Origin of the sequence: uncultured Streptococcus sp. (assembly GCF_963516515.1) — a bacterium.
In the GTDB taxonomy this organism is placed as follows: domain Bacteria; phylum Bacillota; class Bacilli; order Lactobacillales; family Streptococcaceae; genus Streptococcus.
On the sequence record NZ_CAUQCJ010000015.1, the window covers coordinates 23,899 to 35,100 of the forward strand.

At 40.7% G+C, this 11,202-nt stretch carries 13 protein-coding genes; 1 reads left to right on the top strand and 12 read right to left on the bottom strand.

Features of this window, described 5'->3' with window-relative positions:
- Nucleotides 1-178 precede the first annotated feature (178 nt).
- The 10 genes from grpE to RYL77_RS04680 form a co-directional block, all read right to left on the bottom strand.
- On the bottom strand, nt 179-703 hold the full coding sequence (gene grpE, locus RYL77_RS04635; RefSeq protein WP_000046029.1) for a nucleotide exchange factor GrpE: 525 nt from the start codon (nt 701-703) through the stop codon (nt 179-181).
- 26 nt (nt 704-729) lie between these two features.
- Nucleotides 730-1,764 carry a heat-inducible transcriptional repressor HrcA gene (hrcA, locus tag RYL77_RS04640; protein ID WP_000255759.1) on the bottom strand — a complete coding sequence of 345 codons (1,035 nt, stop codon included), beginning with the start codon at nt 1,762-1,764 and terminating at the stop codon, nt 730-732.
- 160 nt (nt 1,765-1,924) lie between these two features.
- Nucleotides 1,925-2,437 (bottom strand): DUF2812 domain-containing protein, encoded by a 513-nt coding sequence (locus tag RYL77_RS04645; protein ID WP_269795184.1) that lies wholly within the window; start codon nt 2,435-2,437, stop codon nt 1,925-1,927.
- A gap of 34 nt (nt 2,438-2,471) precedes the next feature.
- Entirely contained in the window at nt 2,472-3,047 is a 576-nt protein-coding gene (locus tag RYL77_RS04650; protein WP_315010212.1) for a DUF2812 domain-containing protein, read from the bottom strand.
- A complete protein-coding gene (locus tag RYL77_RS04655; protein ID WP_000423972.1) occupies nt 3,047-3,367 on the bottom strand; it encodes a PadR family transcriptional regulator in 321 nt (106 codons plus the stop codon). Before RYL77_RS04655 ends, RYL77_RS04650 begins: the two co-directional genes overlap by 1 nt.
- Nucleotides 3,368-3,480: 113 nt before the next feature.
- The gene (gene glnA, locus RYL77_RS04660; RefSeq protein WP_001122884.1) at nt 3,481-4,827 is read right to left on the bottom strand and encodes a type I glutamate--ammonia ligase; all 1,347 of its coding nucleotides are present in this window, start codon (nt 4,825-4,827) and stop codon (nt 3,481-3,483) included.
- Nucleotides 4,828-4,863: 36 nt separating this feature from the next.
- Nucleotides 4,864-5,220, bottom strand: a complete 357-nt coding sequence (glnR, locus tag RYL77_RS04665; RefSeq protein WP_000659548.1) for a transcriptional repressor GlnR — start codon at nt 5,218-5,220, stop codon at nt 4,864-4,866.
- 76 nt (nt 5,221-5,296) lie between these two features.
- Nucleotides 5,297-5,824 carry an aromatic acid exporter family protein gene (locus RYL77_RS04670; RefSeq protein WP_315010215.1) on the bottom strand — a complete coding sequence of 176 codons (528 nt, stop codon included), beginning with the start codon at nt 5,822-5,824 and terminating at the stop codon, nt 5,297-5,299.
- Between the two features lie 135 nt (nt 5,825-5,959).
- The gene (locus RYL77_RS04675) at nt 5,960-6,121 is read right to left on the bottom strand and encodes a hypothetical protein (RefSeq protein ID WP_173229513.1); all 162 of its coding nucleotides are present in this window, start codon (nt 6,119-6,121) and stop codon (nt 5,960-5,962) included.
- Nucleotides 6,122-6,252: 131 nt separating this feature from the next.
- Complete coding sequence (locus tag RYL77_RS04680; protein ID WP_001096743.1) at nt 6,253-7,449, bottom strand: phosphoglycerate kinase; 1,197 nt, start codon at nt 7,447-7,449, stop codon at nt 6,253-6,255.
- Nucleotides 7,450-7,688: 239 nt separating this feature from the next.
- On the opposite strand from RYL77_RS04680, the gene RYL77_RS04685 reads away from it, so the two are divergent.
- Nucleotides 7,689-9,320: a Na/Pi cotransporter family protein gene (locus RYL77_RS04685; protein WP_315010218.1), complete on the top strand. Its 1,632-nt coding sequence runs from the start codon at nt 7,689-7,691 to the stop codon at nt 9,318-9,320.
- Nucleotides 9,321-9,523: 203 nt separating this feature from the next.
- On the opposite strand, the gene RYL77_RS04690 is transcribed toward RYL77_RS04685, so the two are convergent.
- Together RYL77_RS04690 and pepA are read right to left on the bottom strand one after the other, a co-directional pair.
- A complete protein-coding gene (locus tag RYL77_RS04690; protein WP_033679682.1) occupies nt 9,524-9,820 on the bottom strand; it encodes a bacteriocin immunity protein in 297 nt (98 codons plus the stop codon).
- 21 nt (nt 9,821-9,841) lie between these two features.
- The gene (gene pepA, locus RYL77_RS04695) at nt 9,842-10,906 is read right to left on the bottom strand and encodes a glutamyl aminopeptidase (protein ID WP_315010220.1); all 1,065 of its coding nucleotides are present in this window, start codon (nt 10,904-10,906) and stop codon (nt 9,842-9,844) included.
- Between the last annotated feature and the right edge of the window lie 296 nt (nt 10,907-11,202).

Consider the following 11,202-nt stretch of genomic DNA (forward strand, 5'->3'; position numbering starts at 1 on the left):
AGGAGGCTAGGCAAACGCCATAGCGATTGCCGTTTTCTGACGAGTTGCTTTAGCTACCGTCAGAATTGCCTAATCGAACACGCCCTAAGCTCTGGGTAAAAAAGATAGATTTCCTTGTGTTCATCGAACACTTCGTCAATCTCCTATTTTTACTGTGAGCTTTTACGGGCTTTGTATCTTAGTTATAAACCACTACCATTGCTGGGCGTAGGATGCGGTCATGGAGTTTGTAGCCTTTTTGAAAGACTTGGGCGATTGTATCTGCTGGGTGTTCATCGTCTGCTGGGAGAGTTTGGATGGCCATATGGTAGTTATGGTCAAATTCGCCGTCAGCTGCGATTTCTTCGATTCCTTCTTCTTTCAAAGCGTGAATCAAGCTTTCTTGCACCATCTCCAAGCCCTTCTTCACATCATCTGTCAAACCTTCAACTGCGAGTGCACGCTCTAGGTTATCCAAAGAAGGGAGAATCGCTTTTGCCAAGTCCTGGCTACGATAACGTTGCAAGTTTTGACGCTCTTCATTGGCACGGCGTTGGATATTTTGCATTTCTGCATGAGCGCGAAGGTATTTGTTTTCGAACTCATCTGCACGTTCATTTGCCAAGTCCAATTCAGACTTCTCAGGAGTTGTTTCTTCTGCCGTTTCCACAACTTCCTCTTCTTGAACTTCTTCTACTTCTTCATTTTTTATATCTTGGGCCATTTTCGCCTCCTTTAATGATTTCAATCTTAATGTACTTCGTAATGATTACTGCTGAGGTAGCGGTAAAAATCTGTCAACTTCATGGTCAAAACACGATTGACTACATTGACTTGGTTGATTAGTTGCTGATAATCCAGATTAACTGGACCGATAATTGCTAGAATTCCAACTCCCCGATAAGGAATGAGGAACTTGCTACTAATCACCGCTAGGTCTGCTAGACAGGACTCTTGACTGTCTGCAACACGGACGTTTTGCATCTGATCTTCACGCAACCCCTCACGAATCTCCAGAGCCACCTTTTGCGGTTGATCAAAGAACTGATAGGCTGCCAGATTGGCAAAATTCAAGAGATTGACCTTGCCTGCCACCACAATGTTTTCGTTGAACATTTCCTTAAAGATATGTTCAAAGAGATCGATAACATTGTCCGTTGTTGTAAAGTAACGCTGGATAATCTGCGGAATCTCCGTCCGAATCTTGTAGTGAATATCTAGAACGGTGTGGCCGAGGAAACGTTCCTGAATGATGCTCTTCAGTTTCAGCAAATCCTCCTGCAAAAAGTTCCTTGGAATCAGAAACTGACTGGTAACCGTTCGAGACTCGTCTAGGGTGAATACTGCCAAGGCTGTATGTTGCCCCAAAACAACGATATCAAAGGCTGTCAAACGTTGCCTGCTCGGCTCAACATCCAGTGCTACTACCGTACAGCCACTCAGGTCTGTCAGTAGGTTAGCAGCCTCTTGCAGAATATCCTCCAGTTTGAAGAATTCCTGATCAAAGGCTTTGACAATCTCATAAACCTCATTTTCAGCCAGTCGGTCAAAATCCAGTGAGTGTTTCACATAGTACTGAAAACCAGCAACACTTGGCATCCGACCACTTGAAGTATGGGCCTTCTCAAGCAAACCTTGCTTTTCTAGAGCTGCCATATCATTACGAATGGTTGCACTGCTAGAGTTAATAGACTCTTGCAAGGCTTTGGATCCGACAGGTTCGTGCGTTTTGGTAAAGATGTCAATAATCAGATTTAAAATATCCTGCTGACGCTCTGTAACCACCTCATCACTCCTCTCTGTCTGATCGATTAGCACTCGATACACTCAAGTGCTAACTTATGATTCTATTATACACCCTTAAAAGAGAATGTCAAGACAAAAACTCAAAAAATTAGCACTCTTTTACCAAGAGTGCTAAAAATCAGTCTAAAGACCTAGAACCTTACTGTTTATCTACTCGATATTTCCTTTTTAGTCTGAAATAACCATAGATTAGATAAGAAATCATGAAAGCATACAAAACAAAAATAATGAAGAAAGACATAGAAAGATCTTCTCTAAATAAACTCATACAAACAACAAGACCACCTAAGAAAGTAGCTGTACATGAACGAAGTCTAGATCGCATAACTTCCCATCTGAGATCCTTACTCATATAGACTTGATCCTCTGGAAGTAAATCAGAAGATGATTTACGAAGAATTGAACAAAAACCTATTTCTATCAATTCCCAACCGCTATTTCTAAAATCTTGCAATTCATGCTGATACTTTTTAAGAAATCTAGAATCATAGATGCGGTAGATGACATCGTCAGGTTGGCATTGGTCAAAATAGAAAAAACCAAAACGACTAGTTCTATACCTCCACCCTTTCAAATGCATCTCATGTAAATATTCTTCTTCCTTGTCCAAATCAAGAATAGTGAAAATCCGAAATTGCTTTTTATTTATCATGACTTCCCCTCCAATTTTGAGCATACCTACCCTATCATAAATCTGATAATTCCTTCTTTTTATGCCATAATTTCCAGCTAATATAGGCAACTATTAACAAAAGGATTAAAGACAAGAAAATATCTAGCCCGACCGCAAGTAAACCCCATAGACCATACGCATTACTTCTATTGAGCAATTTAAGTAAGAATGGTATATGTATGGCTAGCAAAAGTAAAACAGGTACTAATCGCAGTCTTAAAATGCGATTAACCATATCCAACTTGTTAGTAGCATCGTTATAAATTTCAAACTCCGCATCCGATTCAATTTCAGAATGTGCTTTTCTAAAATAGGAAAAACTATTAAAGTCTGTAATATGCTCCCAGCCACAGTCTTTAAACAGTTGTAAATAGGAGACTCTCTCTGATTTTTCCATTGGGTAAAAATCCAACTGATAAGACACTTGCTCAGGCTGACACTTTTCAAAGGTATACTTAACTGCAAACAATAAGATAGAATAGCTTACTTTCCTAAGTTTCCAGCCCTTAGCATGCATTTCTCTAAAGTATAGAGCCTCCCTCTCATAATCCGCAATTGTAAAAATTCGATAAACAATTTTCTTTTCCATCATCCTTCCTCCCGACTGTTTCTATAGAGCCGTTCAATACGCTTCAATTCAATATCTAAGACTTTTCGTCCCAAGTCTGTAATCTGATAGATTTTCCGTTTTTCCTCTTCGCGAACAAAGGAAATCAAACCATCCTTTTCCATCTTTGACAAGGTTCCATACATAGTTCCAGGACTAATCGAAACTTGCGAATCTGTCATCTCCTTGACCTTTTGCGTAATACTATAACCATGACCTTCCTTTTGTAGACAGAATAAGATATAAAATCCTGTTTCCGTCATCGGAAGATAAACTCGACGAATCTTATCCGTCAATTCCATGTATAGCTACCTCCTATTCAGTTCGATATATCGCACCTCGTTATATAAAAAATATCACACCTCAATATAAAAAGCAAGAAAAAAGACCGCCCTCAGGCAATCTTTCCTCTATATTAGTAAAGGTCTAAATAGTTATCAACTTCCCATTGTGACACAAAGGTCGCATAGCTAGCCCACTCGATACGTTTAGCTTCAAGGAAGCTAGTGTAGATGTGATCTCCCAGGGCAGCCTTGACCACTTCATCTTCAGTCAAAGCTTTCAAAGCATTATGAAGAGTTGATGGAAGGTCTGTAATACCAGCTTCCTTACGCTCTTCTGCTGTCATGATGTAGATATTTTCTTCGATAGGAGCTGGTGCTTCGATTTTATTTTCAATACCATGCAAACCAACCTCCAAAAGAACAGCCATAGCGATGTATGGGTTTGCCATCGGATCCACTGAACGTAACTCAAGACGAGTTCCCATGCCACGTGAAGCAGGCACGCGCACAAGTGGTGAACGGTTACGGCCAGCCCAAGCAATGTAAACAGGAGCTTCATAACCTGGAACCAAACGTTTATATGAGTTAACTGTTGGGTTCATGATAGCAGTATAGTTGTAGGCATGCTTGATCAAACCGCCAAGGAAATGGTAGGCAGTTTCTGACAACTGCATTCCTTTTGGATCATTTGGATCAAAGAAGGCGTTATTTCCTTCTGCATCAAACAAGGACATATTACAGTGCATACCTGATCCAGCAATACCAAATTTTGGTTTGGCCATAAAGGTTGCGTAAAGTCCATGTTTGCGAGCAATGGTCTTAACAACAAGTTTAAAGATTTGAATCTTATCACAAGCACGGAGAACTTCATCGTACTTAAAGTCAATCTCATGTTGTCCAACCGCAACCTCGTGGTGACTCGCTTCTACTTCAAATCCCATTTTGGTCAAGACATTGACAATCTCACGACGTGTATTGTCCGCAAGGTCAGTAGGCGCCAAATCAAAGTAGCCACCCTTGTCATTTACTTCAAGTGTTGGGTCTCCATTTTCATCCAGTTTAAATAGGAAGAATTCTGGCTCTGGACCAAGGTTGAAAGATTTGAATCCTACTTCTTCCATGTGACGAAGAGCACGTTTCAAATTGCCACGAGGGTCACCTGCAAATGGTTCACCTTCTGTTGTATAGACATCACAGATCAAACCTGCAACACTTCCATTTTCATCTCCCCAAGGGAAGACTGTCCATGTATCCAAGTCAGGGTACAAGTACATATCTGACTCATTGATACGTACAAAACCTTCAATAGAAGATCCATCAAACATAGCCTTGTTTGACAAGACTTTATCTAACTGTTCATCTGTAGCAGGAATTTCGACGTTTTTCATCGTCCCCAAAATATCTGAGAACATGAGACGAATAAAGGTAACATTTTTTTCCTTGACTTCACGACGAATATCTGCAGCTGTGATTGGCATGAGTTTTCTCCTTAATGTATGACTACTTGCGGTTGCCTAACCGCGACCAAAAGGTGACCGTACTGAAGCAAAGCGACCCTGTTGGAGGAGTTCATTGTGAAGTGCACGACGCACCTCAGTCTGACTCACCGCTTTCTTGGATTTCGCTTCACGTTCAGCATATTTTTTCTTAATGGCAGCGATATTATAACCTTCAGAGATATAATCTTTGATTTCAAGCAGACGATCCATGTCATTCAAGGAATACATGCGACGGTTCCCTTCGTTTCGATCAGGCTTAATCAACTCTTGATCTTCATAATAACGAATCTGACGCGCCGATAGATCGGTCAACTTCATAACACTGCCGATAGGAAAAACAGCCATATTTCGGCGAAATTCTTTTTCCTTCATTTACAATTTCCTTCTTTCTGTCTATTATAGTCTAAAAAAAGACAAACGTCAATTGATAATGTTATAAAATGTAACATTATTTTTCTTTTTTCTCTAAAAAGAGACGAATGCGGTCAATATCGTAATTTACCAGAATTGCGACAAAAACCCCCATAAAAGTTTCAAACACACGCGCAAACACGTACAAAATCGTCTCTCCAGTCGGAATTGATAGAGTAATAATTAACATAGCTGCTACACCACCGATAACACCTGCTTTATTATTCATGGCTACATTTGTCATAATGGTTAACATAGTGCAGATTGGAACAACTACCAAGGTCACCCAAAAGGCTTCGTGGAAAACGGTATTTAATAGGAAGAAGACCAGAGCATAAAGGCCACCGATACTATTTCCTAGAATACGCGACGTCCCAAAATGAACACTCTTATCAAAACTCTCCCTCAGGCTAAAAACGGCTGTCAAAGCACCGATTTGAAGACCTTTCCAGCCAAAAAAGCCAAAAATCAAGAGAACTAGAAAAACAGCAATACCTGTTTTAAAGGTTCGCATACCAAGTTTGAACTGGGATTTATCGAATTTATATTTTTTAAAATAACTCATAATCTCAACTTTCTATTTCCATTTTATCATAAATTGGCTGATTTTATGAGCAATAGTTGAGAGGAAGCGTTTTTATTTTAAACAAAAGAAAAGAGGAACTTTCATCCCCCTCTTCCTTGATTCATTTAGTTAATCTTATTTTTCAGTCAAGGCTGCAAGTCCTGGAAGAACTTTATACTCGATGAAAATCAAAGAGCAAACTAGAAAACTAGCCGCAGGCTGTACTTGAGTACGGCAAGGCGACGTTGACGTGGTTTGAAGAGATTTTCGAAGAGTATTACCTTCAAGAAGCTCCATTGATGCCCCACCACCGCGTCACAAATACCTACACTAACACAAAAAGGTGACATAGCCACCTTTTTGTTAACGTTTCAGTTTTGTTCCTTTTTCTACAAAATCAGGATTTTGTAGAGACTAACGGGCTGAAATTATTTTTCTGTAAGTGCAGCCAAACCTGGCAATACTTTACCTTCAAGAAGTTCCATTGAAGCGCCTCCACCAGTAGAGATCCATGAGAACTTATCTGCACGGCCAAGGTTAATCGCTGCGGCAGCCGAGTCACCACCACCGATGATTGATTTAACACCTGGTTGTTTCACGATAGCGTCCATCACACCGATTGTACCAGCTTGGAAGTCTGGGTTTTCAAATACACCCATAGGTCCGTTCCATACAACTGTTTTGGCACCAGTCAAAGCTTCGTCAAATTTAGCGATAGATTTTGGACCGATGTCAAGACCAAGGAAGCCTTCAGAAACTGCTTCACCTTCAGTGTCACGCACTTCAGTGTAACCAGCAAATGCGTTAGCTTCTTTTGAGTCAACTGGCAAGATCAATTTACCGTTTGCTTTTTCAAGAAGAGCTTTCGCAACATCCAATTTGTCTTCTTCTACAAGTGAGTTACCGATTTCGATACCTTGTGCTTTGTAGAATGTGTAAGTCATACCACCACCGATAAGGACTTTATCAGCTTTTTCAAGCAAGTTTTCGATAACACCGATCTTGTCTGAAACTTTTGAACCACCAAGGATTGCTACAAATGGACGTTCTGGAGTTTCAACTGCTTCTTGGATGTAAGCAATTTCGTTTTCAAGAAGGAAACCAGCAACTGCTTTTTCAACGTTTGCTGAGATACCAACGTTAGATGCGTGTGCACGGTGAGCTGTACCGAATGCATCGTTTACGAAGATACCATCTCCAAGTGATGCCCAGTATTTACCAAGTTCAGGATCGTTTTTAGATTCTTTCTTGCCATCAACATCTTCGTAACGAGTGTTTTCAACCAAGAGAACTTGTCCATCTTCAAGAGCGTTGATTGCTGCTTCCAATTCAGCACCACGAGTTACACCTGGGAAAACAACATCTTGACCAAGTTTTGCTGCCAAGTCTGCTGCTACAGGAGCAAGTGATTTACCAGCTTTATCAGCTTCTTCTTTCACACGTCCAAGGTGAGAGAAAAGAATTGCACGTCCACCTTGTTCGATGATGTACTTAATAGTTGGAAGAGCTGCTGTGATACGGTTGTCGTTAGTGATTACGCCATCTTTCAATGGTACGTTGAAGTCAACACGAACGAGGACTTTTTTACCTTTCAAGTCAACGTCTTTAACAGTAAGTTTTGCCATGTTACAAAAACCCCTTTATTTATTTTATTCGAAACTATTATATCACACTTTGGAAATATAAGGAAAGATTTCACAAGATTTTTCGATATTTAATCTTCATATCATGCTAGAGTGTATTATTTTTACTTTTTCTCCAGAATTTTCTTTCTAAAATCTCAGCTTAACACTTGTTAGATTTACTTTTATCCTTTAAAATAGAATAGGAGAAATTCCGTTATTATTTTTCGGAGGAAAAAGAAATGTCCATTAATTGGCAGGAAATTTTATTTCACTTTTTAGGTGGTCTGGGACTATTCTTATATAGTATCAAGACCATGGGAGACGGTTTGCAACAAGCTGCTGGAGATCGCCTTCGTTTTTACATTGACAAGTACACCAGCAATCCCTTTTTAGGTGTTCTAGTTGGGATTGTCGTAACTGCCCTGATTCAGTCAAGTACAGGGGTTACAGTTATCACGGTTGGACTGGTCAGCGCTAGTCTTCTAACTCTTAGACAGGCTATCGGAATTATCATGGGAGCCAACATCGGAACCACCGTCACTTCCTTTATCATCGGTTTCAAGCTTGGTGAGTATGCTTTACCCCTGATTTTCCTTGGAACCATGTTCCTCTTCTTTACAAAAAACAGAACAGCAAACAATATCGGGCGCATCCTGTTTGGTGTAGGAGGAATCTTCTACGCCCTCAACCTCATCAGTGCCGGTATGAGCCCTCTTAAAGATTTACCGCAATTCAAGGAGTATATGGTAACCTTGGGACAAAATCCTATTTTAGGAGTTTTTGCTGGTGCAGTGATTACCGTTCTCATCCAGGCTTCTTCTGCGACAATCGGGATTTTGCAAGGTCTCTATGCAGGTGGATTCCTTGACCTTAATGGTTCTCTACCAGTTCTCTTCGGAGATAATATCGGAACAACCTTAACCGTTATCATCGCGGCAGCTGGAGCCAATGTCTCTGCGAAACGCGTTGCTGCAACCCACGTTACCTTTAACGTTTTAGGAACTATTCTTTGCTTAATCTTCTTAGGCCCCTTCACTGCTATGATTGAGTACTTCCAAGCACTCCTTCACCTCTCACCTGAGATGACTATCGCCTTCTCGCACGGTGCCTTTAACGTAAGCAACACCATCGTACAATTTCCCTTCATCGGAGCCTTGGCTTTCTTTGTAACTAAGCTCATCCCTGGTGAAGATGAAGTTGTGAAGTACGAGCCGCTTTACCTTGATGAGCATTTGATTAAACAAGCTCCATCAATCGCTCTCGGAAACGCGAAAAAAGAACTCCTACACTTAGGAAATTATGCTTCTAAAGCCTTTGACCTTTCTTACAACTACATCATTGACCTTAATGAAAAGGTTGCTGAAAAAGGCCACAAGACAGAAGAAGCCATCAATACCATTGATGAAAAATTGACTCGTTACCTCATTACTCTTTCAAGCGAGGCCCTTAGCCAGAAAGAAAGTGAAGTGCTGACTAACATCCTGGATTCATCCCGTGATTTGGAACGGATTGGGGATCATGCAGAAGCTCTTCTCAATCTGACTGATTACCTTCAACGTAAAAATGTTGAGTTCTCTGAAGCTGCTTTGCAGGAATTGGCTAATATCTATCAAAAGACCACTGGCTTTATCAAGGATACCCTTGATAGTGTAGAAAACAATGATATTGAAAAAGCTCAAAGTCTGATTGAACGCCATAAAGAAATCAACAATATGGAACGTGTTCTCAGAAAGACTCACATCAAACGCCTCAACAAGGGCGAGTGTTCAACACAAGCTGGGGTCAACTTTATCGACATCATTTCCCACTACACTCGAGTGTCTGACCACGCTATGAATTTAGCTGAAAAGGTCATTGCTGAACAAATCTAATACTCTTCGAAAATCTCTTCAAACCACGTCAACGTCGCCTTGCCGTACTCAAGTACAGCCTGCGGCTAGTTTCCTAGTTTGCTCTTTGATTTTCATTGAGTATAAGTACCAAGAAGCTATCCTGAATGGGATGGCTTTTTTTCTTTTCCTAACTAAGAATTGCTTTTCTACCATATAAAAAATGCTTTGATTCACCAATGGAATCAAAGCATTTTAAAGAGCTCCCCATACATAATCGCAGAAGCTGCGGTTCCTCTGTACTTAGCTTCTTCTCTTTTAATAAAGCGAGCTAAGTTGAGCAACTCAGGTGCCGGATGTTTGGGGTTTAGGAGCAATTCACGATTGACCAGGCCTGAGAGACGAACTGCCAGCAATTGCTCATTTGTAGTAGGCAGTTTTTTTGCAGTCTCTAGGAGAGCAGCAACTAAATCTTCACTCAAATCATGTCGAGCATGATTGTAAAGATCTTTTACAAGGCTTTCTAGGTTTGGTTCTACCATCCCTACCACCTCCCTTATGGTTTAATAATTTTTAATCAAATCAACCGTTGAACGATCCAATTTCTTCACCAAGGCTTGTAAGAAGGCTTGAGCTTCTAGAAAGTCATCCATAGCGTAGAGGGTTTGGTGAGAGTGGATATAACGAGCGCAGACACCGATTGTTGTAGATGGAACACCACCATTTTTCAGATGAGCTGCGCCTGCATCCGTTCCGCCTTTACCACAGTAGTATTGGTACTTGATACCAGCTTCTTCGGCTGTAGTCAAAAGGAAATCCTTCATTCCTGGGAGAAGCAAATGTCCTGGATCGTAGAAACGAATCAAGGTTCCATCACCAATCTTGCCTTGGCCACCATAAACATCACCTGCTGGTGAGCAATCAACTGCTAGGAAGACTTCTGGGTCAAACTTAGTTGTAGAAGTATGAGCGCCACGGAGACCAACCTCTTCTTGGACGTTAGAGCCAAGATAAAGTTCATTTCCGAGTTTTTGACCTGACAGAGCTTCTGCCAACTCGCTCACCATGAGAACTCCATAGCGGTTGTCCCAAGCTTTTGAGATGATATTTTTTTCATTGGCTGTCAAGATTGCAGAGCTATCTGGTACGATGGTATCACCAGGACGGATACCAAAGCTTTCTGCCTCATCCTTGTCCGCAAAACCACCATCAAAAATAATATCTGAAATAGCTGGCATGGTTGGTCCACCTGTTCCACGTGTCAAATGTGGCGGAACAGAACCCGAAATCACAGGAATTTCACGACCATCACGAGTCAAGAGTTTGAAACGTTGGCTGCTGACTACCATGGGGTTCCAGCCACCGATTTCAACGACACGGAAGGTACCATCTGGCTTGATTTCGCTGACCATAAAACCAACTTCATCCATGTGAGAAGCGACTAAGACGCGAGGTGCATCCGCAGCTTCTGAATGTTTGATACCAAAAATACCACCCAAGCCATCTGTCACCACTTCATCCACATGCGGTGTCAACTTTTCACGAAGATAAGCACGGACAGGTGCTTCATGACCTGAGATCGCAGCAAGTTCTGTTACTTCTTTGATTTTTGAAAATAATGTTGTCATTTCAGTTCCTTCTTTCTTTCATCCATTTTACCACTTTTTATAGGAGAAGGATAGTGGGAAGGTGGATTTCTAAGTTAGTATCTTCGTCTTTCTCTATCTTAGAAAAGGCTAGTATTCTCTTCTATATGAGCATTTCAACATCAACGTAAACATTAATTTCCAAACAAAAAAACAATCCTATACCAAAATTGTTCAGATTTTTTCATATATTTTACAAAAAATAGTTGACTTTCCTTTCTTCTTTCTTTAAAATAGTACAAAACTAGAAAAAGGAAAAAAATCATGACAAAAACAAT

Coding starts and splice junctions, on each gene's coding strand:
- RYL77_RS04655 (WP_000423972.1), bottom strand. CDS start 3,367: ATGGAATTGACGGATAAGATTCGTCGAGTTTATCTTCCGATGACGGAA.
- glnA (WP_001122884.1), bottom strand. CDS start 4,827: ATGCCAATCACAGCTGCAGATATTCGTCGTGAAGTCAAGGAAAAAAAT.
- RYL77_RS04690 (WP_033679682.1), bottom strand. CDS start 9,820: ATGGTAGAACCAAACCTAGAAAGCCTTGTAAAAGATCTTTACAATCAT.
- grpE (WP_000046029.1), bottom strand. CDS start 703: ATGGCCCAAGATATAAAAAATGAAGAAGTAGAAGAAGTTCAAGAAGAG.
- RYL77_RS04680 (WP_001096743.1), bottom strand. CDS start 7,449: ATGGCAAAACTTACTGTTAAAGACGTTGACTTGAAAGGTAAAAAAGTC.
- RYL77_RS04685 (WP_315010218.1), top strand. CDS start 7,689: ATGTCCATTAATTGGCAGGAAATTTTATTTCACTTTTTAGGTGGTCTG.
- RYL77_RS04675 (WP_173229513.1), bottom strand. CDS start 6,121: ATGGAGCTTCTTGAAGGTAATACTCTTCGAAAATCTCTTCAAACCACG.
- RYL77_RS04670 (WP_315010215.1), bottom strand. CDS start 5,824: ATGAGTTATTTTAAAAAATATAAATTCGATAAATCCCAGTTCAAACTT.
- pepA (WP_315010220.1), bottom strand. CDS start 10,906: ATGACAACATTATTTTCAAAAATCAAAGAAGTAACAGAACTTGCTGCG.
- RYL77_RS04650 (WP_315010212.1), bottom strand. CDS start 3,047: ATGGAAAAGAAAATTGTTTATCGAATTTTTACAATTGCGGATTATGAG.
- glnR (WP_000659548.1), bottom strand. CDS start 5,220: ATGAAGGAAAAAGAATTTCGCCGAAATATGGCTGTTTTTCCTATCGGC.
- RYL77_RS04645 (WP_269795184.1), bottom strand. CDS start 2,437: ATGATAAATAAAAAGCAATTTCGGATTTTCACTATTCTTGATTTGGAC.